The organism is Acidimicrobiales bacterium (genome assembly GCA_030747595.1).
Lineage (GTDB): Bacteria > Actinomycetota > Acidimicrobiia > Acidimicrobiales > MedAcidi-G1 > UBA9410.
The window spans coordinates 72,770-94,023 of the sequence record JASLKK010000004.1; the positions used below are offsets into that span (position 1 = coordinate 72,770).

A 21,254-nucleotide genomic window follows, 5' to 3' on the forward strand; every position below is an offset into this window, starting at 1 on the left:
TTGGTGACGGTGAGAGTCGCGCCTTGCGTTAACTACATGAGCCCTAACTGAGGTTTGGATGGGTCCGAACCTACGAGCGGGGTGAGGGGATCACCCTGCCGGTCGCCAATTCCCCCAGGATCCAGCGCGTTGCCGGGGAGTAGACGTCGATAAACACCGCCTCCTCTTCGCCCAAGATCTCGCCCCCGTGAGGTACGCCCGAAGGGGCGTACCAGCCGTCGCCCGGTCCAATCTCCCGGCTTTCCTCTCCCACGGTCAGCCGCATCCGGCCGGACAGCAGCAAGCTGAACTGCTCATGGGGATGACTGTGCATCTCGTAGGTCGAACCCGGCGCGTAGGCGGCCCGGATTAGGTGCATGTGCTCGCCGGTGACTATCTGTGCATCAAGCCCGTCGTCGTCCCAGCGCACCGTGTCGACCTCATCCCAACGAAAGATGCGCCGTGTGAAGATCTCGACACCATGCTCGTTTGTGAGTGATTCGCTCATACTGATCCTCTCTTTTCCCGTTAACTGACCAGGTCGGCACCGCACCTACGAGCCCCAGTTTCGAGTCTGCACCTGATGTAACCCACCCCACCGGCCGGGGCGGCTTCACCTTGGGTCGACTGCAGGAGGCTCAATGGGTGCGACCGAACTGCAAGCGGGAAGTCGCATTTGTGGTCGCGAGCACCACTTCACCTCGAGGGGAGTCAATCGTGACGAATATTCCCGGTGGCCCTTCAGATACTGCGATGTCGAGATCGATGGCACGCAGGGTGCCTGCGAGATCATCGGCGTCGGGCGTTGTGATGGCTAACGCCCTGAGCTCACCCCCGACGGGATTGGTGTCCTTCGGATTGGCACACTCGAGCCAATCGATGAAAAACGGTAAGCGCCCACCGTGTGGACTTCCGATAGGGAACAACAGATCCCACACAAGGAGTTCACCTGATTGCGTCGTGCGCTGGGTGCGATTGGGACCCTGACTCGATACGCCGGCTAGTTCCAGTGCCTTGGCTATGGCGTTGAGATCACCTTCGGCCACCCAGGTGACCATTCCGCCACTCGTCAAGTTGGCGAACTGTGCGCCGGAGTTGCCTTCCTGAGACTGTGCCGGGTCAGGTGCGATGATCTCGAGATAGGTGGAGCCCAGGGACAGAAGTGCGTTGCGAGTTCCGAGACCCACATGCTCTCCTCCGTAAGCCGCTGCTACCCCGAACGTGTCCGCTGCCCACTCGATGCCTTCGTCTAGCGATGCCACGGCGTACATGAAGTGATCGATCCGCGTGGTCAAGATGCTCACCCCCTCTGCCGGCAACGCATCCTTGCAGTCCTCGAGAGAAAGAAACTGCGAACACGTGTGGAAATAGGAATGGTTCTCATTAGTATGAGTTGATGGAAATCTTCTACCTAGTCCTACTCATCGTTGTGGTTTCTCTTGGTCCTGGGCTACTGCCCCAGGTGTTCGTCAACAGGGTCTCATCTCAAGGGCTTGCAGACCTGACTGGCTTCGCGTCCGGGCTCTTGTTGGTTTCGGCGTTTGTAGTCGTAGTCCCTGAGGGCTTTCATACCGCTGCTGAAAGCGGTGGCGGGTTCGCGTTCGATCCCGTGGTCCTTGGTCTTGCTGGTTTGGCGGGATTCAGCTTGCTGTTGGTGTTAGAAGGCTGGGGAATCGGTCACGCTGTTCACGAGGAGCATCACGACCACGAAAGCGGTCACGGCCACGAGCATGTACATCATCCGTACTCATCAGGAGTCGTTGCACTAGGGCTGTCGGTCCACGCTTTGGCAGATGGCCTTGCTATCGGAGCGGCCGCAACATCTGGCGAAACATCGTTCTCGCTGCTCGTAGCGTTTGCGGTGATCGTTCACCGCGTGCCGGCCGCCCTCAGCCTTGGAATCTTCCTGCTACATCAACCGGGGGGTAGGAGAGCAGCCATAAAGGGGCTTTTGTTATTCACTCTCGCCACGCCCGTGGCCATCGTCCTGTCATACCTGGTGCTCGACGGCGCTGATAAGTCAGTTCTGGCCCTCGTGTTGCTTTTCTCGGCTGGGACCTTCGTCTACGTAGCAACGGTCGACACTCTCCCGGCTATACACAATCTGACGACTGGTCGGCGGTCAGTGCGCAACGTGCTGTCAAGTGCGGCAGCGTTCTCCATGCTTCTGATAGTGCTGAATAGCGCTGGGATCTTGGAGCATGGCCATCATGAGATCGACGGTCATCACGATGATGGTCACGTAGGTCATCACGATGATGGTCACGATGATGGTCACGATGATGGTCACGATGATGGTCACGACGATGGTCACGACGATGGTCACGACGATGGTCACGACGATGGTCACGACGATGCCCACGCAGAAGACAGCCGTTGACCATCAAGACTCGAGCCGGTAGTTCGTAGCGCGAATCCAACACCAGGGCGTTTAGGCAGTTTCGAGAAGGCATTGCTCTTGGGGCTGCCTTCTCGAGTTTCGGTGCCCTATGGCCTCTAGAGGGATCGCGTCGCCGTGGGCAGGGGATTGACCGTCGTCGACTAGGCAATCATCCGGTGGTCACGCTCCCAGTCGACGCAACTGGTGGGCAGCGAGAGACCCGGCGACAGCCACCATGACACCAAGAGCTACGAGGCCTGGCCACGTCGTCGACCAGGTGAGGTCACCCAGGAACCCTTGGCGGGCAAACCGCAGCACGTTGGTGACTGGATTCACTCTGGCGACGGTGTGTAGCCAGCCGTTCATGAAGTGAATCGGCACCTGGCCGGTGGACAAGAACATCAAGCTGAACCCGCAGACCTGGATCAGGATCATGGAGCGCATTGTGCGAAACCGATAGACGACTGCCAGGCCGAGAAGGCAGAACGCTGAGGCCATACCCGCCGTAGCCACGTAAACAGTCACCAGGGCAAGCGGTCCGCCGGGCAACCTGAGTCCACCAAGAGCCGAAACTAGTAACACGCCTGTAGTCGGAATCGTCGACCTCAGCGCGCTGTAGGCCATCGTCCCAACCAAGATCGGTACTCGGCTGCCAGGAGTCAGCAACAGCCGATCAAAGAAGCCGTTCTCAATGTCCTCAGCGGTAGTCGATGCACCACCCACCCCTGCAAACACCGCCCCCTGCATGGCGGCGTATACCGCCATCCAATTGAAAACATTGTCGGTCCCATAACCCTCGACCCGAGTGAGCGATCCGAATGCGCCTGTGAAGCTGACAACGAAGATCAGCGGCATCAGCAGCACCGGCATGATCAAGGTTGGCCGCGCCATGATGCGGCGCATCCCCCGACCGCAGATTGCAGAGGCCACCATGCCGGCGAATCTCAGGTCCGTGGAGTGATCGACCGTGACGGCGCTCACGAGGAACCGAGCTTCCGATTCAGGGCGACCACTGCCATCGTCACCGTGGCAACAGAAATCACCAATGGAACGACAAGTGCCTGACCAACGTCTGCCCACGACCAGCCCTCGAGTATGAGGCGCCTGACCGGGTCGATAATCCAAGTCACCGGGTTTGCTTCGGCCACCTCGCGGAACCAGCCGCTCATCAGGTTGGTCGGGAAAAACGCCGAGCTCATGAAGATGCTCGTGAATACCAGCGGAAACGTGGCGTTGACGGCCTCCTGGCTGCCCGTGAAGATCGCCAGCATCTGGCCCAGCCCCCCAATGGCGATGACGAGGAGGACCGCTGCGGCCACCAGCACGACAGCAGCAGCCGGACCACCGGCGATCTCGGCGCCAAACAACAGGAATATGGCGATGATGAGAACCCCTTTGACGGCGGCTACTACTACGGCCCCGCCGAGTCGCCCCAACAACAACGGAAGGCGCGTGCAGGGCGAGGCCCGTAGCCGATCAAAGAAACCGTTTTCGATGTCACGGGCTAGTTCCGTTCCGGCCTCGGTCGCACCGAACGACACTGATTGAACGAGGCTGGCCGGCAGTACGAAGTCGAGAAACGAGTCGACGGCAGGGAAGCCGGGCAACAGGATGGCGCGGGTGAACTGGTGCGTGTAGACGGCGGCCAGCAGCAGCGGAAACACGATCCCTGGAACTACGTTGCCGAGCTGGCGCCATTCCGAGACAACGGATCGGCGGGTAAGGGCCAGAGTTTGGGCTCCGGCGAGGCGAAGCCCTGTTGCCGCACCTCCGCTCACAGTTGAAGATTCACTTTTCGGCCCCCTCGAGGCGACGGCCGGTCGCGTCGGCGAACACGTCATCAAGACTGGGCAGGTCAAGTTCTAGGTGTGAAACGGTTACTCCGGCGTCATCTAGGGCCCGAACCACCTCGGCCACCCGTGCAGCACCTCCGTCGAGACCAATGGCGCAGCGACCCTCGAAAGCCGGACGCTCGGGTCCGAAGCCGATAAGAACGCTCCGAGCCGACTCGAGGAAGACAGGGTCGACGTCCACCCGCAGCGTCGGAGAACCGACCGTCGACTTGAGATCTGCCGGTGAGCCTTCGCGAACCAGCCGGCCATGGTCGATGATGGCGATCCGGCCGGCCAACTCGTCCGCCTCTTCGAGGTACTGGGTGGTGAGGAAGACCGTCGTTCCCAACTCGCTGTTGAGCCTGCGCACCTCCTCCCAGAGAGCAAGTCGGCTCGTGGGGTCGAGTCCAGCAGACGGCTCGTCGAGGAAAAGGATGCTGGGCTCATGCACCAGCGAGAGAGCCAGGTCTAGGCGCCTCCGCATGCCCCCCGAATAGGTGGCCACACGCCGGCTCGCCGCACCCGACAGTCCCACCCTCGCTAGGAGTTCCGCTCCACGATTCTTGGACTCCGATCGAGAGATGCCGTGGAGCACCGCTTGAAGTCGCATCAATTCGTTCCCCGTCATGAGCGGATCAATAGAGGCGTCCTGCAAGGCCACACCGATAATCCGTCGGACAGCGGCGGCCGACTTCTCTACGTCGTGACCGTCGATTCTCGCAGTACCCCCGGTGGGTCGAAGCAGGGTGGTCAGCATCCGAACGGTGGTCGACTTGCCGGCACCGTTAGGTCCGAGAAAGCCAAAGATCTCACCACGGGCAACGGACAGGTCGATTCCTTCGACGGCGACCACCTCACCGAAGGTTCTCTTGAGGCCACTTGCCTCAATCACGACGTTGTCCGCCACTCGTAACCCCGTGTTCTCGTCCATATGCGGCTCTTCCTACTCGCTGAACCCCACCCCGATGCCAGACGAGCGACGCTCTACTGAGCGGAGTCGTAATATCTCCCTCAAGTCTCACCTTCTTTACCGCTTAATCCGGAGTCGTCGTGTCGCGCTGGGCTGAGAATCTGATGAGGTCGCTGGATGGGCGAGCCACCATGGTCGAAACTGACCTTGGGCCAGTCCAGGTCGCCCGAGAAGGCGATGGACCCAGAGTGTTGAGCATCCACGGTTCGCCCGGTGGGTTCGACCAGGGCCTGGTCTGGGCCCAACGCCTGCGCACCGGCGGCTGCCAACTGATCGCTCCGTCACGACCCGGGTATCTCCGGACACCACTTGATTCCGGTCGAAGTCCGTCCGAACAGGCCGACCTATACGCATCAATGCTCGACGCCCTCCACATCGACAAGGTGACGATCCTGGGCATCTCGTCAGGCGGCCCGTCGGCAGTCCATTTCGCCGCCCGACATCCAAATAGAACCAAAGCGCTGCTTCTTGACGCAGCCGTACTGTTGCCGATCTCCCCAGTGAGCAACGCGATCGAGCGAGCGATCTTTGAGTCCGGTGCCGGGGTCTGGCTCTCATGTCAGATAGCGAAAAGGTGGCCAAGGCTGACGGCGGCATTCGTGGTTGACGTTCTGTCAGCCGGGCTGAGCAAGGACCGCAAACGGGATGCAGTGGATTGGATCACTTCCAGTCCGGCACGACTCGACTGTGTTGTTGAACTCCCCGCCTCCCTCGCACCGAGGAGATTTCGAAAGTCTGGGCAGAGGAACGATGAATCAAATGAGATCAACCTTGAGCCACTCCCCTTCGCCGAGGTGACGGCGCCAACGCTTATCGTCCAAGGCAACAACGATGCCTTTCCTCTCATCGACCACGCCATCAGCGCTGCCAGCAAGATTCCTGATGCCGAGTTGATGTTCGTCGAAGAGGGCCATCACGGATTGCCTTGGTGTCGACACATTGACGCAGTTGCTCGGCGGCAACTCGAACTCTCGCTCGCCTAGTAGGTCTCTATTGACTAGTAGGTCTCTATTGATCGGAACCGAACCTGGACGATGACGATCTAGGCCAAGACCTGGGGCTCTCTAATGTGCACGTAGAGGCTTTCTGGGTGGCGCTGAACGAGCGCGAAGACACAGCGGACTTGGTCGAGATTACGGCTCTGCTGCGAGTGGCCACCCGTGTAGGGGCTTCCGAAATATGGTTACCAGCGCAGCTCCCAATAGAACTACCTATAGCGCAGACGTATCTGGGAGGTCGGATCGCGGAACCGAGAGGTGGAGGCCAATGAGAGCAGCGGTGCTCCACGGGGTGGGTGAACCGCTCACCATCGAAGACGTCAAGTTGGACAACCCGTGGCCGCACGAGGTGGTCGTACGGACGGCCGCCTGTGGCGTCTGTCGTAGCGATCTGCACTTCATCGAGGGCCACTACGGCACTGACCTCCCTGTCGTCCTAGGTCACGAGGCCGCGGGTGTTGTCGAGGCTGTTGGGTCTGAGGTGACCTACGTGCAGCCCGGCGACCGGGTCATCACCTGCATGTCGGTGTTCTGCGGACGCTGCGCCGATTGCACCGGTGGCCGCCCCTATCTGTGTACGAGCCCGGACGTGCGCCGTGGCCCCGATGATCCGTCTCGGCTGACTCTCGACGGCGAACGGGTCGCTCAACTCTACGAACTGTCCGCATACGCAGAGCAGATGCTGGTACACGAGAACGCCACAGTGAAGGTACGTGACGAGATGCCACTGGATCGGGCGGCTCTCATCGGCTGCGCCGTGATGACTGGTTTCGGTGCCGTCGTCAACACCGCTCGAGTGTCTCCGGGTGCCACCGTGGCGGTAATCGGTTGTGGCGGCGTCGGTCTTTCGGCGGTTAATGCCGCCGCTATCACCGGCGCTGGACGGATCATCGCCGTCGACGTGGCCGAAGCCAAACTGAGCCTGGCCAGCTTGGTGGGCGCTACCGACGTGGTCGACGCCTCTCGGGAGAACCCGGTCGAGGCCGTCCTGGAGCTGACCGCGGGCGGGGTCGACTTCTCGTTTGAGGCATTGGGTCGCCGTGAGACAGCGGAGCAGTCGTTCCAGATGTTACGTAGTGGCGGCACCGCAACGGTGATCGGCATGGTGCCCGAAGGCCAGATGATGGAGGTCGAGGCGGCCAAGCTCCTCGAGGAAAAATCACTCCAAGGTTCCAATATGGGCTCGAACCGGTTCCGGGTGGACATGCCGCTACTCGTCGAGCACTACCTCGAGGGGCGCCTCCTCCTCGACGAGGTGACTGCCCGGCACATCCACCTCGACGAGGTGGATGAGGCCTTCCACGAGATGCGTACCGGTGGCCTTGGCCGCAGCATCGTCGTGTTCGATGGGACTCGTAGGGGAGGCTTCACCCGTTAAGTGGGGGAGGCTCTACAGTTTCGTAAATCTGTGAAAACCTGTGTGTGCTACACCATGCTCTCTTGATGTCTGCGTCCGGGAAGGCCTTCGATTCGATCGAGCGCCAGTGGTGCGCGGCGTCGTAGGCCCCGTCGGGTCGAACCACCAGACCCCAGCAGCAAGGACCTCACCATGACTTCCCGTCCACTCGACGGCATCCGGATCGTCGATCTCACTCATGTTCTCGCCGGGCCGTACTGCTCGTACCAGCTCGGCCTGCTCGGCGCCGACGTGATCAAGGTCGAGCCTCTCTCCGGCGATCTTGTCCGCCCGTGGAGGGGTACCCGGGAGCAGGTTATGTCCGGCATGGGCACCGGGTTCATGGCCCAGAACGCCGGCAAACGCAGCCTGTCGGTCGACATCTCCCAGCCCGAGGGGAGCGACCTCGTCCTCGAACTGGCCGCTGGCGCCGACGTGTTTCTCGAGAATTACCGTCCCGGCTCGCTCGCCCGCCACGGCCTCGGCTACGACGACGTCGCTGCGGTGAACGACACGGTCGTGTACGCCTCGATCTCAGCGTTCGGCCAGACCGGACCGCACGGCCACCGCCCGGGGTTCGACGATGTCATCCAGGGGACATCCGGCTTCATGGCCACGAACAAGCGCGACCGGGGCCCGGTCCGTACCGGTGGCCCGGTACTCGACTATGCGACCGGCATGCACGCAACCTCCGCGATCCTGGCCGCGCTGATGCTGCGCAACCAGACCGGCGAGCGCCAGCGAGTGGACGTCGCGATGCAGGACGTCACCATGCTGCTCGTCAACTACGACACCACTGCCGCCTCTCAACACGGCGGCGTCTCCGAACTGAACGAGGACATCGAAGCCCCCATGCTCGGGCGGTTCGCTACCGCCGACGGTTACGTGATGCTCGCGGGCTACCTACCCCGTCACTGGCAGGCCATCGCCGCTGCTATCGGTCTCGATGAACTCACCGACGTGGAGTTCGAAGACCTCTTCGCCCGCAGCGACGAAATTCAAGCCCTCGTCGAGGCCCGTCTCCTGGAGAGAACCACCGACGAATGGGACCGAATCTTCGCTGAAGCTGGTGCGGTCGGCGGCGGCGTCCGCGAGCTCGCCGAAACCTTCGCCTCCGGCCAGCCCGACGCCCGCGGCATCACCGAACCGCTCCACACACCGGTCGGCGAAATCCACGTCACCACCAACGGCTACCGGATCAACGACCAGGCCTGGGGCCCTCGCTCCAGCGTGCCGATGCTCGGCGAACACTCCCGCGACCTGCTCGGCGAACTCGGCCATGACGACGCCGCCATCGACGCCCTCATTACCGACGGCGTGATCCGCCAGCACGATGCCTGAGCCCAAGATGCGCTGGTCCGAGAGGCTGCGGACTGACCTGGGTCGCCGCGCGGCCGTCATCAACACGGAGCGCGGTCACGTAGAGGTCGCCCGAGAAGGCTACGGAACTCCTGTGCTGGTGATTCACGGCGGCCCCGGCGGTTTCGATCAGGGGTTGATGTACAGCCGCCACCTCCGCGACAACGGGTGCGAGCTCGTCGCCCTGTCTCGTCCCGGCTATCTACGCACGCCGCTCTCGTCGGGTCGAACGCCGACCGAGCAGGCCGACCTGTACGCGGCCGTACTCGACGCCTTGAAGATCGACCGAATCACAGTGCTCGGCTACTCCGCAGGCGGCCCATCAGCGCTACATTTCGCGGCCCGCCACCCCAGTCGGGTCAGGTCGCTACTCCTCGATTCGGCGGTACTAGACCACTACGACTCATCAGAAAGCCTGGTCGAGCGGTTGTCGCTCTTCTCGACCTTTGGTGCGTGGTTCTGGCACACGGTGGGCCATCGCTGGCCGAAGGTTGCAACGTCCGTGCTCATCGACAGCACCACTACAGGCCTCGACAAGGTCCAGAGGCGAGCAGCAGTGGAGTGGATCATGACTGACCAGGAGCGGGTCGAGTCTGTTCAGGAGATGTTGACCTCGTTCGCACCGTGGAAGCTACGGCGAGCAGGGTTCGACAACGACGTAGACAACGAAGACCCTCTGGCACCACTGCCGATCGCAGAAATCACGTGCCCGACCATGATCACCCACGGGATGAATGACGGTGCAGTCCCCGTGGAACTCGCCATACGGGCGAGCGAGTCCCTCAAGAGTGCAGAACTCGTACTGATCGATGAAGGTCATCACCTCCTGCCTGTCGCTCGGCACTTCGAGGCGGCAATGGAACGGCGCCTCGAGTTCGTTCACTCCGACAACTGACTGAGGCCCATCGTCCACTTCCCCTAGTCATTGGCTGAAAACCCGAGAAGGCAGCGCCAAAAGCGCTGCCTTCTCGAAACTGCGAACACGTGCACGCAAAAACTGCGAACACGCCGTGGTGGAGCTGGGGGGAATCGAACCCCCGTCCGTCGAAGGGTGACCGTGCGTGATACGACCGTTCCCGAGACTGTGGCTTAATGGCTGCCACCCCGCCGGGTCGGGCGGGCCACGAGGGCCCCGCCACGGGGTCTTTCCCCCGGGTCAGCGTTCTTTCACGCCGTCAGCAGTCTGTCCCAGCTGTCTCCACCGCTTCTGTTGCCGGGTTGCGGTGGACCGACCCCGCGTGCCGTTACCGGTCGCGATGACTCTCGGTCACCTGACTAGGTCAGGCGGCGAGAGCGAGATCGTCCGTCTTGGCGTCTCTGTTGGTGCCCCGTTTAAGGAGTCTGGGCCACTCCGGTCGCACGTCACGACCACTGCAATCGGCGTCGAAACCGATCAGCCCCGTGGTCGGTGGCCCGCAGGCCACCATGTGCGGATATCAAGTGCTCGGTTGTCAAGTTGTCCGGATTCGTCCCGGTCCGGTATCGGGAACCGGTGCTTCATCCGCTTGACAAGGGTATCGCCGGCCTGTGACCCCCGGTTTCGATGGACCGGTGTCTGAGAACCCCACTGGGCAGACAGGCCTGCCAGACTCCGGTGATCGACGACCAACGTGCTGCCTCCTACGCGTTCATCCCCTCCACTGACGTCCCCCCGGTCGTCGAGCGGGCCGAGGGCTGCACACTCTTTTTCGCCGACGGACGCGAGGTCATCGATGCTGGTGGGGGAGCCATTGCCGTCAACATCGGGCACGGACGCTCCGAGGTGGCCGATGCTGTAGCCGAAGCCACCCGACGGGTGTCGTACGTGATCCCGCCGTGGGTGACGGAGGAACGTGTCGCCCTGGTCGAACTGCTCCGTAACCGCTGGCTGCCGCCAGAGTTGACCCGGGTGGGCTTCACCAGCGGAGGATCCGAATCAGTCGACACGGCCATCCGGCTGGCCATCACCCACTTCACGTCAGTCGGACAACCTCAACGCCGCAAGGTCATCGGCCGAGAAGCTTCCTACCACGGGGTGACCCTTGCCTCCCTCGCCGTCGGCGGCCACCGGGCCCGCCGGTCCGGGTTCGAACAGGTGCTCGTTGACCATCCACGGATGCCGAACTTCGATACCGAGGGTCTGGTCAGGGTGATTGAGACTGAGGGGCCGGAGACAATCGCCGCGGTGATCGCTGAGCCGGTCATCGGAGCCACGGCGGGCGCCCTGATCCCCCCCGATGACTGGTGGCCCGACGTTCGGACGATCTGTGATGATCACGGGATCCTGCTGATCACAGATGAGGTCATGACCGGCTTTGGGCGTACCGGCCGGAAGTTCGGCATCGACCACTGGGATGTCGTGCCCGACATCCTGGTGGGCGGCAAGGGCCTATCCGGCGGCTACGCGCCGCTCGGCGGGGTAGTCGCCACCGACCAGGTGGTCACACCCATCGCCGAGGCCGGTCGTGGCCTGATGTTTTTCACCTATTCGGCCCACTCGGCGGCCTGTGCGGCCGGTATCGCCGCATTGACAATCCTTGAGGACGAGGACCTGGTGGCGGCCAGTACCAAGAAGGGCGCCGACTTCTTGGAACGGCTGCGCCTCCTGGAGGCCCATCCCAACGTCACCGAGGTGCGGGGCCTAGGACTGATGATCGGTATTGAGCTGACGGCCAACCCAGTGACCGGTGATTCCGTCAGCGAGTCGTCAGGCGGGCTGGGCGCCCGGGTGGTAGCCGAGGCCCTGCGGCGCGGCGTGTGGGTCTATCCGGCGGGGGACGGCCACGTGCCCGATGCCCTGCTCATCGGACCGCCGTTCACCATCACGGACGTCGAGATGGACCGGGTGGTCACCGTGGTGACCGAGTCGATCACCACCGTCTGTGGCGTCTGACGGCCTGGACTTTCAACGCCGGCGTACGGCCCCCATGGCCCGGTCGGCCTCGCGGTCGGCCTCCTTGCGGGCCAGCGCCTGGCGCTTGTCGTGCAGCTTGCGGCCTCGCGCCAGGGCTACCTCGACCTTGGCGTTGCCACCCTTGAAGTAGAGCTTGAGTGGCACCAGTGTGAGACCCTCGAGGTTCATGCGCTCGATGATGCGGCGGATCTCGGCGCGGTGCAACAGCAACTTGCGGGGCCGGTCGGGGTCGTGGCCCATGGACTCACCGCCGCTCATGGCGTACGGCGGCACGTGCATGCCGACTAGCCAAAGCTCGCCCTTGTCCTCGCGTCCGAACGCTTCGGCGATCTGGACCTTGGCACCCCGGATCGACTTCACCTCGCTACCGCGCAGGACGAGACCCGCCTCCCACGAATCAAGGAGGTCGTACTCGTGCCGGGCCCGGCGGTTAGAGGCGACCGTGCGGTCGATTTCGTCTGCCACGGGCCAGATCGTACCGGCGACCCCTGTTGAGGCTGGGTCGGAACAGCGTCCCGACGGGCCCCGGGGGCGCCGTTAGCCTCGTCGCCGATGGGAGACGACCGGCCGGAGATCCTGACGCTGACCAGCGACGTGCATGCGGCGATGGTCGATCGGGCCCTGACGCAGATGCCCGCCGAAGCCTGCGGTCTGTTCACCGGTGCGCCCGGCACACTGCACGTCGACGGCTACCACCCAATGGCCAACAAGGCTGGTCCCGACGAGGCATGGAAGCTCTACGTATTGGACGGCCAGGAGATGCTCGACGTCGAAGCTGAGGCTGACTCGGCGGGCCGGGCCGTGCTCGGCGTCATGCACAGCCACACCCACACCACCGCCTATCCGTCGCCCACCGATGTTGCTGACGCTGGCCGGTTCGACCCTTTCGGGTCGTGGATCTTCGTGATCGTGTCGCTCAAACATCCCGATCCGACGCTACGGGCCTACCGGATTCTGGACGGCGGCATCACCGAGGTGCCCGTCGAGACCGAAAGCCTGATTGTCTCCTAGATTCTCTCTCGTTCTCCCGCCGACCCTCTCTCGAACCCAACAATCGGACCCACCGCCGCTCAGCGGCGCAGGTAAATCGATCGACTAGCCCATGGAGGCACCGTGTCCCAGTCCAGTCCCCGTCCCGACGGCCGTGCCGATGACGAACTCCGGCCTATGTCCTTTGAGCGGGACTTCACCGAGATGGCCGCCGGTTCGTGTCTGGTCACCTTCGGCCGCACCCGTGTGCTGTGCACCGCGTCGGTGGGTGACGGCGTGCCGCCATGGCTTCGGAACACCAACCGCGGCTGGGTGACCGCCGAGTACTCGATGCTTCCAGGGTCCAGCCCAGAACGCATCCGACGCCGTACCTCGGGGCGTGATCAGGAGATCCAGCGCCTCATCGCCCGCTCGCTGCGGGCCGTCGTCGACCTTGAGGCGATGCCCGAGATGGAACTCACCGTGGACTGCGACGTGCTCCAGGCCGATGGCGGCACCCGTACCGCGTCGATCTGTGGTGGTTTCGTTGCCCTTCACGACGCCTTCACCCGGCTGGTGGCCGCCGGCGACTTACCGGTTTCACCAATCATCGAGGAACTAGCCGCTATCTCGGTGGGCGTCGTCGACGGTGCCCCCCGGCTCGACCTGCCCTACGTCGAAGATTCCACGGCCCAGGTCGACTTCAACGTCGTCATGACCGGCTCGGGTCGTTTCGTCGAGGTACAGGGCACCGCCGAGGGTCAGGCCTTCGAACGCTCCCAACTCGATGCGCTCGTGGACTTGGCCACCGGCGGAATAGCCGACATCGTCGAGGCCCAGCGGGCCCTTTTGGCTACGCCGCCCGCCACCCGGACCTGACCGACATCGAAAACGAGGCCGAGACCGGGGCGCCAATGGGGGACTCTGCGGCGCTGCCCCGCCTGGTGATAGCCAGCGCAAATCCCCACAAGGTGGCCGAGATCAGCTTGGTCATGGAGGGTCTGGCCCACCTCGAACCCCGACCGGCCTGCGTGCCCGATGTGGTCGAGGACGGCGACACCCTGGAAGCCAACGCCCGCCTGAAGGCCATGGCCATCTGTGAAGCCACCGGAGCGGCCGCGGTGGCCGACGACACCGGTCTGGAGGTCGACGCCCTCGGTGGTGCGCCCGGCGTGCACTCGTCCCGCTACGCGGCGGATGGGGGTACCGGCGCCGAGGGCGACGCGGCGGCCAACACCGCTCGTCTACTCGGTGAACTAGCGGGCGTTCCGGCCGGTCGTCGGACGGCACGGTTCCGAACCGTGGCCCTCGTGCGGCACCCCGACGGCACCGAGCTGATCGCCACGGGCACCGTTGAGGGGCACGTCATCGAGGAACCGGCTGGTGATGGTGGCTTCGGCTATGACCCGGTGTTCGTACCCGTGGAGGGCGACGGTCGAACGTTTGCTGAGATGGGCGACGACAAGCACGCCATCTCACACCGTGGCCGGGCCTTTCGCGATCTGGCGAGGCGCCTAGATCGCTCCTGAACTTCCGGTTCGTCCCGTCGTCCCACTGCGGCGGTTTCGGGACGTCTCCCGGTGGCGGGTATCTCAGTTCGAGGGACTGGTGGACCCGAGGGTCGACCGTCAGTTCTGGGAGATGTCCGCGCCAGTCAGGCCCGGTCCGAGGAACCGATCGAACTCCGCGTCGGTGACCGGTTCGGAAAAGTGGAAGCCCTGGGCCTGGTCGCAACGCAGGCGTCGGAGAATCCTGAGCTGCTCATCGGTCTCCACTCCTTCGGCTACCACCCGCAGACCAAGGCTGTGGGCCAGCGCAATGGTGCCGGTCACGATGGCTGTGTCGTCGCCGTCCCGTTCGGCTGCCGGCACCGGATCACGGACTTCGTCCTCTCGGAGACCGGCCACGAAGGACCGGTCGATCTTCAGGAAGTCGATGGGGAATCGCTTGAGGTACGCCAGGGACGAGAACCCGGTCCCGAAGTCGTCCAGGCCCATCCGTACGCCGAGGGCAGTTAACTCGCCGAGCACCGACCCGGTCACCGGATTAGCTGCAATCAGGGCACTCTCGGTGAACTCGAGGGCCACGTGGGTCGGGTCGACCCGGTTGTCAGCCAGCGTGGATGCGACCAGACGGGGGAACATCGGATCCGACAGCTGACGAGCCGACACGTTGACGGCCATCGATAGCGGCTCGTCGCCGGAGCTCACCTGGGACCGCTCATTCCACGCGGCGAGGCGACTCACGGCAATGGTCAGCACCCGGGCACCCAGATCGGCAATGAGTCCCGTGTCCTCGGCGATGTCGATGAACTGGGCCGGCTGGAGCAGTTCGCCGCTCGAGGCCCGGATCCGTGCGAGGGCCTCAGCGCCAACCACCCGGGCATCGGCCAGACGAATCACCGGCTGGAAGTGAACCTCGATTCGGTCCTCGTCGAGTGCCGAGCGGAGCTCCTGCTCGACCGAATGGCGGCGCACCGCCTGGGCCCGTAGGTGGGCACCGAACATGACCGCACGGTCGCGGCCACCCTCCTTGGCCCGGTACATGGCGGTGTCGGCGTCGCGTAGCAGGTCGGCCGGGGTCTCGGTGCCGTGGGCCACCGCTATGCCCACGCTGGCCGACATCACAGTGGTGTCGGCACCGAACGCCACTGGGCGGGCCAGAGCGGTTCGGACCCGTTCGGCGGCGGCCAGGGCATCAGTGGTCCGAACCATGTCGGCAATGACCACCACAAACTCGTCGCCACCAAGACGGGCCACTAGGTCACCGGGACGGATGGTCCGTTCGAGGCGTCGGGCAGCCTCCCGGAGCAGGTCGTCGCCGACGCCGTGGCCCAGGGAATCGTTAACCACCTTGAATCGGTCGAGGTCCAAGAACAGCACGCCGACCATCCGGTCGTGGCGGGCCGCTCGATGCAACGCATCTTGAAGTCTGTCCAACAGCAAGGCTCGGTTAGGGAGCCCGGTGAGCTCGTCGTGATAAGCCCGCTCCTCGAGCTGGGCGGCCACCTCAACTCGTTCAGTGACGTCCCGGGCGTTGACCACCACGCCGGCTACCGCCGGATTGCCGAGCAGATTGGTGGCCACGATCTCCATGTGGCGCCAGCCGCCCTCGGCGTGGGCTACTCGCGCCTCGGCGGCCGGTGACATTCCGGGGCGGGCCACCACCTCGGCGGCCCGGGCGCCCAACATTCCGACATCGTCGGGGTGGACCACTTCAGTGACGTCCAGACCCTCGAGTTCGTGAGCTTGGCTTCCGAGGATGCGGGCCACTGCCGGGCTGGCGTAGACGATGCGTCCGTCCTCGCCGATCACGCACACCAGGTCCGATGCGTGCTCGACCAGGGCGGCCAGGCGGATCTCGGATGCTTCGACGCGTTCCTGGGCGGCGTGCAGGTCGGTGAGATCGCGACCCATGACCGAGATGGCGTCCACGGCACCTTCCTCGTCGCGGTGGGTCACCAGGATCGCCGAGATAGGCACAGTCCCGCTGTCGCCCACCAGTCGGAGCTCGCCTCGCCACGTTCCCTCGGACCGGACTGTGGGCAGCGCCGCGGTGGCGTACCGAGCCTGGGACCAACCATCCAACAGGTCCAGGATGCGAACCGGCTCACCGGTCCGGGAGGTCGTTACGGCACCGTGGCGCTGTAGGGCGTCGTTGGCCCACACCACGTATTCGCCTGAAGGGTCGAGTACGGCCACCGGATCGGGTGTGGCCTCCAGCACTCGGGTCAACTCGTGGGCCCGACGAGTCTCGTCCATTTCGTCGGAGACGTCGACCACGGTCAGGAGAGCACCCGTGCCACCGGAAGAACCCGAAGTCACGGGTGTGGTGGACAGGTCAACCCAGCGGGTGGAGCCATCGGCGGCCAGGAACCGGAGTCGACCTCGCAGTGCTGTCCCATTGTCTAGCGAACGAGTCAGATCGGCCAGGAAGTCAACCCGGCCGTCGGGGTCGATGTCGGCGGCCCAGCCATCGCCCAGGGCATCTTCGGCGGGCTGGCCGGTGGTGGATTCCCAGTGGGCGTTCACCCGGACGGCCCTGCCCGTCTCGTCCAACCTCGCCGAACCTGTCGGAGCCGCGTCAACCAGGCCGTCGAGAACGTCAGGTGTCGCGGAATCAGACGTCGGGGGCGCGGGCAACTCGGTCACGTGCGGACGGGGGGATTCGAACCCCCACGCCTTTCGGCGCCGGCTCCTAAAGCCGGTGCGTCTGCCAGTTCCGCCACGTCCGCGTCACTGAACCCTATGGGGTTCGGTTCAAATGCCCGGTTCAGTGCATCTCGCCGCGGCGCACGATCACCTTGTCGATGATCCCGTATTCGCGGGCCTCGTCGGCGGTGAACCAGCGGTCGCGGTCGCTGTCGGACTCGATGGTCTCGACCGTCTGACCGGTGTGTCCGGCGATGCGTTCCTGCAGCATTTTCTTGGTGTAAGCCATCTGCTCGGCCTGAATGGCGATATCGGAGGCCTGCCCACGGACCCCACCGAGGGGCTGGTGCATCATGATCCGGGCGTGGGGGAGGGCGTAGCGCTTCCCCTGGGCCCCGGCGCACAACAGGAACTGGCCCATCGAAGCACCCAGACCCATGCAGATGGTGCCCACCTCGGGGCCCACGAACTGCATGGTGTCGTAGATGGCCATGCCGGCTGTGACCGAACCGCCGGGTGAGTTGATGTACATCCAGATCGGTTTCTCGGGATCCTGGGCCTCTAGGAAGAGCATCTGGGCAATGATGAAGTTCGCCATGTCGTCGTTCACGTCGGTGCCGAGGAAGACAATGCGGTCCTTCAGCAGCCGGGTGTAGACGTCGAACCTGCCGTGCTCGAGAGCATCAACGTCGGCGGCCATCGGTGAGAGTGAGGGGGCGTTCATGGAGGCGCAGGGTAGCGGCGCGGCCGGTCAGGCCTGCGCCGCCTCGGCGCGGGCACGCAGGTCCGACACGGCGTGCTCAAGGCCCTCCGGGTCCCGGAACAGGGCGCTTCCTGAAACCAGCCGATCAGCGCCGGCGGACACCACGTCGGCCACCGTCGATGGTCCGATACCGCCGTCGACCTCCACTGAGCAGTCGTAGTCCTCAAGCATGGCGGCCACTTCGGCGACCTTTGCCTCAAGGGGGATGTAGGCCTGTCCGCCGAATCCTGGGTTGACCGTCATGACCAGCACCACGCCCAGTAGGTCTCGTACATGGCGGATCACGCTGGCCGGGGTGTGCGGGTTCAACGCAACTCCGGGGGTGGCGCCCAGTTCGGCAATGTGACCCAGCGTGCGGTGCAGGTGGTCGCACGCCTCGGCGTGGACGAGCACCGTCGAACAACCCGCGGCGACGTAGCGGTCGATGATGCGATCGGGTTCAACCACCATGAGGTGGGCCTCGAACTCCAGGTCGACCAGCGGTCGGATCGACCCGATGACGTCGGGCCCGAACGTCAGGTTGGGCACGAACACGCCGTCCATGACGTCCCAGTGGATGAGATCAACACCGGCCTTCTCGAGTGTCTGGCATTCCTCTCCAAGGCGGGAGAAGTCGACGGGCAGAACCGACGGGGCGATCCTCACGGGGCGTGACATCAGCCGAGACTAACCCGGTGTCACGGAGTCGACGGCACGTGAATCGGCGGCTTCGACCGGTTTGCGGCGGAATCGCAAGCGCTCGGAGTAGGGGTAGAACTCGGGCAGGTCGCGGCGGGCCAGGCGACTCTGGACGTCCTTCCAGAAGGCCACCGTGTACAGGTCGGCATGCACCTCGTCGAACCGCTTGCGAACCTCTGACGACACGTCGCTGGGGAAGGCCATGAAGGTTGGGAACTGCTCAGGGAACACGTCACCCGGCTCCACCGAGAACCACGGCTGGGATCGCATCTCGTCGGCCGGATCATCGGTTTGGGGGATGGCCCGGAAGCGGCACTCTTCAAGCAGCACCAGTTCGTCGTAGTCGTAAAACACGACGTTGCCATGACGGGTCACGCCAAAGTTCTTGGTGAAGAGGTCGCCGGGGAACACGTTGGCGACTGCCAGATCCTTGATGGACCAACCCCAGTCGATGGCCGCGGCTACCGCCTTGTCAGTCGACATCTCTCGCAGGTACAAGTTCAGCGGGTACACCTGCCGTTCCGAGTAGACGTGTCGGATCACCACCTGGTCGCCGACTACCCGGACCGACTCGGCCGCCGTTGCCAGGAGCTCCTCGAGCAGGTCAGGATCGAAGCGGTCTTTCTCGAACGACAGGTTCTCAAACTCCCATGCTTCGACCATACGGCCCACCCGGTCATGGTTGTAGACGAGGTCGTAGCGACGCTTGACGGCGTCCCGGGTGGTGTTCTTCGGGGGGTCGAACCGGTCCTTGATGATCTTGAAGACAACGTTGAACGAGACCAGGGTAAAGACGGCCATGACCATTCCCGGGGTGCCGCGGGTGCGGACGAACTTGTCGTGGGAGTGGTCAAGATGCCGGTACAGCGAACGGTAGAGACTGGTCTTGCCGTGCTGAGGAAAGCCGATCGCCGTGTACAACTCGGCTAGTGACTTCATGGGCAGCAGTGACTTGAGGAAGCCGACCAGTTCAGACGGGTTGGGCCACTCCACAAAGAAGTGCGACCGGGTGAAGCTGAACAGACGGCTGGCGTGGGACTCGGTGACCAGGACCGTGTCGACCCGCAGGCCGTCGTCGCCGTGCACCACAGGGATGACAATGGGTGTCACTCGGTTTAGTTGTCGGAGACGTCCCACCAGGTAGGCGCCCTTGTTGCGGTAAAAGACGGGTCGGAGCATGTCGATGCCGTCGGCTAACAGGCTGTCCCACTCATCGAGGAGAAACGAGTCGATGCGGGCCGCTACTCGGCGGGAGTCACCGTCGATGTCGGCCCACGGGGCGTCGAAGGCCGCCGCTTCGAGGATCTCGCGGACCATGGCCGCGGTGTCGCGCACCCGGGTGGCCGTGGTGAACAACTCGGCCCGGCCTTCGCCCCGCGAGATGGTGGTGGCGCCGAACCATCGGAGTTCGACGTCGTTGTCGACTCCGATGGTGGTAAAGATCCGGCGGGTCACTGAGTTGAAGAATGTTTCGGCCAGACCGAAATCGCTGCGGTCGGCGATCCGCTCCTTGTAGTGGCTGCGTCCGGACCGCCAGATTCCACGCCGGTCGGCCACACCGTCGACCAACGGGCGGACCCGGTCCACAGTGGTCACCACGGTGGCCCGGTGCATGAGGAGTCGCCGGTCGGCGTCGTCGCCGCCGGCGCTCCAGTTTCGATCCGTGAAGTGCGCGCCGGCTCGACGTGACACCTTCCGGAAGCCGGCGATGTAGTCGACAAAGCCGGCCAGGATGGTGTCGGCGATCTGGTGACCGATTCGATCGTCGTCTCGCTCGGAGTTCTGGTGGTCGCTCACGCTGACGGTTCGTCCCCGTGCGCCTGACGTTCCTCCCAGAAGGCCTGCCAGGTCGGGTCGGCTTCGGGCAGGGTGCCCCAGCCGTCGTGGTTGGTTGGCCAGTTCGCCGGGGGCAGGCCAACCGGGTTGGCGCCAACCTCGGCGCCGTAGAACAACTGGTGCTTTCGGCCCACGAACAGCCACTGTCCGTCCACCCGCCGGTACCGGTCGTCGTAGCGGATCGTCTGGTGGATCCAGCGATCACCGTCCTGGATCTCTGCCCGACAGTAGACGTGGCCGGTGGCGTCGTCGTCGCCCTGAAGATCAATCTGGTGGGTGCCCACGTGGAGAATGGTCACCCCGATGGCGCCCAGCTGGCCGGCCAGATTCTCACGGAGGGCCTCGATGCCTCGTACCGGTTCACCGGATGGGTCGCGTCCCACCAGCACGTCGGGCACGAACAGGGCCACCAGAGCGTCGAGATCGCGCTGGTCGGTAGCCACCGCATAACGGGCGACCAATTGGCGGATATCGGCTTCGGCGATCAAACGGGCCAGGGGGCCGTCGTTCGTGCTACCGCCCACGAGACTGCTCACGAGGAATCCGTGCCTTGGAGTCGTCGATCGGCCCATCCGCCAGGGGTGGTGCCGTCGACCCGCACTCGCCGTGAGGCGAAGCGCCAACGACCGTCAATCACCCGGTAGGCATCCTGGTAGCGGCCCCAGTGGTCCACGCCCTGATCGGTCATGACCGTGAAGTAGGCATGACCCGAGGCCTCTGTCGGTCCGTCAACGGTAATAGCGGGTGCCGCGGTGTGGTGCTGGAGGTAGCGGGGGCTGGTTGACCCGTCGTCGGAGGTGTCGGAGGACCCGCCGGCGACCGAATCACGAGTACCGGTGAAAATGGTACGGATCTCGTCAACGCCGTCGTAGGTACGTCCATCACCGACGTCCATGACCGCATCGTCGGCGAACAGGGCCATCACCTCGTCAAAACGGCCCCGGTCTCCGTGGGCGTTGTACGAGGCGACCAGGTCGCGGATCTGTTCGCGGGCGTCAAGTTCCCAGGCCTCCACGCGGCTCCTTCCGGGGATGGGGACCCCACTAGCGT

General features: G+C 64.0%; 21 protein-coding genes, 1 tRNA gene and 1 other RNA gene. 9 read left to right on the forward strand and 14 right to left on the reverse strand.

Annotated features, from left to right (window positions below; genetic code table 11):
* Nucleotides 1-70: 70 nt before the first annotated feature.
* On the reverse strand, nucleotides 71-487 hold the full coding sequence (locus QF777_04210) for a cupin domain-containing protein (GenBank protein MDP6910752.1): 417 nt from the start codon (nucleotides 485-487) through the stop codon (nucleotides 71-73).
* A 130-nt stretch (nucleotides 488-617) separates the two neighbouring features.
* The gene (locus tag QF777_04215) at nucleotides 618-1,283 is read right to left on the reverse strand and encodes a VOC family protein (protein MDP6910753.1); all 666 of its coding nucleotides are present in this window, start codon (nucleotides 1,281-1,283) and stop codon (nucleotides 618-620) included.
* Between the two features lie 92 nt (nucleotides 1,284-1,375).
* Between QF777_04215 and QF777_04220 the strand changes: the two genes are divergently transcribed.
* The gene (locus QF777_04220) at nucleotides 1,376-2,359 is read left to right on the forward strand and encodes a ZIP family metal transporter (GenBank protein MDP6910754.1); all 984 of its coding nucleotides are present in this window, start codon (nucleotides 1,376-1,378) and stop codon (nucleotides 2,357-2,359) included.
* Nucleotides 2,360-2,539: 180 nt separating this feature from the next.
* On the opposite strand, the gene QF777_04225 is transcribed toward QF777_04220, so the two are convergent.
* The 3 genes from QF777_04225 to QF777_04235 are packed head-to-tail and all read right to left on the reverse strand — an operon-like array spanning nucleotide 2,540 to nucleotide 5,122.
* On the reverse strand, nucleotides 2,540-3,340 hold the full coding sequence (locus QF777_04225) for an ABC transporter permease (protein ID MDP6910755.1): 801 nt from the start codon (nucleotides 3,338-3,340) through the stop codon (nucleotides 2,540-2,542).
* Nucleotides 3,337-4,137 (reverse strand): ABC transporter permease, encoded by an 801-nt coding sequence (locus tag QF777_04230; GenBank protein MDP6910756.1) that lies wholly within the window; start codon nucleotides 4,135-4,137, stop codon nucleotides 3,337-3,339. Before QF777_04230 ends, QF777_04225 begins: the two co-directional genes overlap by 4 nt.
* A gap of 10 nt (nucleotides 4,138-4,147) precedes the next feature.
* Nucleotides 4,148-5,122 (reverse strand): ATP-binding cassette domain-containing protein, encoded by a 975-nt coding sequence (locus tag QF777_04235; protein ID MDP6910757.1) that lies wholly within the window; start codon nucleotides 5,120-5,122, stop codon nucleotides 4,148-4,150.
* 170 nt (nucleotides 5,123-5,292) lie between these two features.
* On the opposite strand from QF777_04235, the gene QF777_04240 reads away from it, so the two are divergent.
* The 4 genes from QF777_04240 (at nucleotide 5,293) to QF777_04255 (ending at nucleotide 9,809) form a co-directional block, all read left to right on the forward strand.
* The gene (locus tag QF777_04240) at nucleotides 5,293-6,144 is read left to right on the forward strand and encodes an alpha/beta hydrolase (GenBank protein MDP6910758.1); all 852 of its coding nucleotides are present in this window, start codon (nucleotides 5,293-5,295) and stop codon (nucleotides 6,142-6,144) included.
* Between the two features lie 283 nt (nucleotides 6,145-6,427).
* Nucleotides 6,428-7,537 carry a Zn-dependent alcohol dehydrogenase gene (locus QF777_04245; GenBank protein MDP6910759.1) on the forward strand — a complete coding sequence of 370 codons (1,110 nt, stop codon included), beginning with the start codon at nucleotides 6,428-6,430 and terminating at the stop codon, nucleotides 7,535-7,537.
* 171 nt (nucleotides 7,538-7,708) lie between these two features.
* Nucleotides 7,709-8,896, forward strand: coding sequence for a CoA transferase (locus tag QF777_04250; protein MDP6910760.1), 1,188 nt, complete (start codon nucleotides 7,709-7,711; stop codon nucleotides 8,894-8,896).
* Complete coding sequence (locus QF777_04255) at nucleotides 8,889-9,809, forward strand: alpha/beta hydrolase (protein ID MDP6910761.1); 921 nt, start codon at nucleotides 8,889-8,891, stop codon at nucleotides 9,807-9,809. The genes QF777_04250 and QF777_04255 overlap by 8 nt, the downstream gene beginning before the upstream one ends.
* Before the next feature lie 116 nt (nucleotides 9,810-9,925).
* On the opposite strand, the gene ssrA is transcribed toward QF777_04255, so the two are convergent.
* Nucleotides 9,926-10,315, reverse strand: a transfer-messenger RNA (tmRNA) gene (gene ssrA / locus QF777_04260).
* Nucleotides 10,316-10,508: 193 nt separating this feature from the next.
* Between ssrA and QF777_04265 the strand changes: the two genes are divergently transcribed.
* Nucleotides 10,509-11,786 carry an aminotransferase class III-fold pyridoxal phosphate-dependent enzyme gene (locus QF777_04265; protein MDP6910762.1) on the forward strand — a complete coding sequence of 426 codons (1,278 nt, stop codon included), beginning with the start codon at nucleotides 10,509-10,511 and terminating at the stop codon, nucleotides 11,784-11,786.
* A gap of 12 nt (nucleotides 11,787-11,798) precedes the next feature.
* On the opposite strand, the gene smpB is transcribed toward QF777_04265, so the two are convergent.
* A complete protein-coding gene (gene smpB / locus QF777_04270) occupies nucleotides 11,799-12,272 on the reverse strand; it encodes an SsrA-binding protein SmpB (GenBank protein MDP6910763.1) in 474 nt (157 codons plus the stop codon).
* A gap of 87 nt (nucleotides 12,273-12,359) precedes the next feature.
* On the opposite strand from smpB, the gene QF777_04275 reads away from it, so the two are divergent.
* The 3 genes from QF777_04275 to QF777_04285 all read left to right on the forward strand — a co-directional run bounded on the left by QF777_04275 (nucleotide 12,360) and on the right by QF777_04285 (nucleotide 14,305).
* Entirely contained in the window at nucleotides 12,360-12,818 is a 459-nt protein-coding gene (locus tag QF777_04275; GenBank protein ID MDP6910764.1) for a M67 family metallopeptidase, read from the forward strand.
* A gap of 102 nt (nucleotides 12,819-12,920) precedes the next feature.
* Nucleotides 12,921-13,655 (forward strand): ribonuclease PH, encoded by a 735-nt coding sequence (rph, locus tag QF777_04280; GenBank protein MDP6910765.1) that lies wholly within the window; start codon nucleotides 12,921-12,923, stop codon nucleotides 13,653-13,655.
* A 35-nt stretch (nucleotides 13,656-13,690) separates the two neighbouring features.
* Nucleotides 13,691-14,305 carry a non-canonical purine NTP pyrophosphatase gene (locus tag QF777_04285; GenBank protein MDP6910766.1) on the forward strand — a complete coding sequence of 205 codons (615 nt, stop codon included), beginning with the start codon at nucleotides 13,691-13,693 and terminating at the stop codon, nucleotides 14,303-14,305.
* A 99-nt stretch (nucleotides 14,306-14,404) separates the two neighbouring features.
* Here QF777_04285 and QF777_04290 read toward each other — a convergent pair whose 3' ends face one another.
* From QF777_04290 to QF777_04320, 7 genes are all read right to left on the reverse strand, one after another.
* Nucleotides 14,405-16,927, reverse strand: a complete 2,523-nt coding sequence (locus QF777_04290; protein ID MDP6910767.1) for an EAL domain-containing protein — start codon at nucleotides 16,925-16,927, stop codon at nucleotides 14,405-14,407.
* A gap of 1 nt (nucleotide 16,928) precedes the next feature.
* Nucleotides 16,929-17,010, reverse strand: a tRNA-Leu gene (locus QF777_04295).
* A gap of 38 nt (nucleotides 17,011-17,048) precedes the next feature.
* Nucleotides 17,049-17,651, reverse strand: coding sequence for an ATP-dependent Clp protease proteolytic subunit (locus QF777_04300; protein MDP6910768.1), 603 nt, complete (start codon nucleotides 17,649-17,651; stop codon nucleotides 17,049-17,051).
* A 27-nt stretch (nucleotides 17,652-17,678) separates the two neighbouring features.
* Nucleotides 17,679-18,347: a ribulose-phosphate 3-epimerase gene (gene rpe, locus QF777_04305; GenBank protein MDP6910769.1), complete on the reverse strand. Its 669-nt coding sequence runs from the start codon at nucleotides 18,345-18,347 to the stop codon at nucleotides 17,679-17,681.
* Between the two features lie 9 nt (nucleotides 18,348-18,356).
* Complete coding sequence (gene aceK, locus QF777_04310) at nucleotides 18,357-20,165, reverse strand: bifunctional isocitrate dehydrogenase kinase/phosphatase (GenBank protein MDP6910770.1); 1,809 nt, start codon at nucleotides 20,163-20,165, stop codon at nucleotides 18,357-18,359.
* A complete protein-coding gene (locus QF777_04315; protein ID MDP6910771.1) occupies nucleotides 20,162-20,740 on the reverse strand; it encodes a nuclear transport factor 2 family protein in 579 nt (192 codons plus the stop codon). Before QF777_04315 ends, aceK begins: the two co-directional genes overlap by 4 nt.
* The gene (locus QF777_04320; protein MDP6910772.1) at nucleotides 20,737-21,219 is read right to left on the reverse strand and encodes a nuclear transport factor 2 family protein; all 483 of its coding nucleotides are present in this window, start codon (nucleotides 21,217-21,219) and stop codon (nucleotides 20,737-20,739) included. The genes QF777_04315 and QF777_04320 overlap by 4 nt, the downstream gene beginning before the upstream one ends.
* Nucleotides 21,220-21,254: the final 35 nt, after the last annotated feature.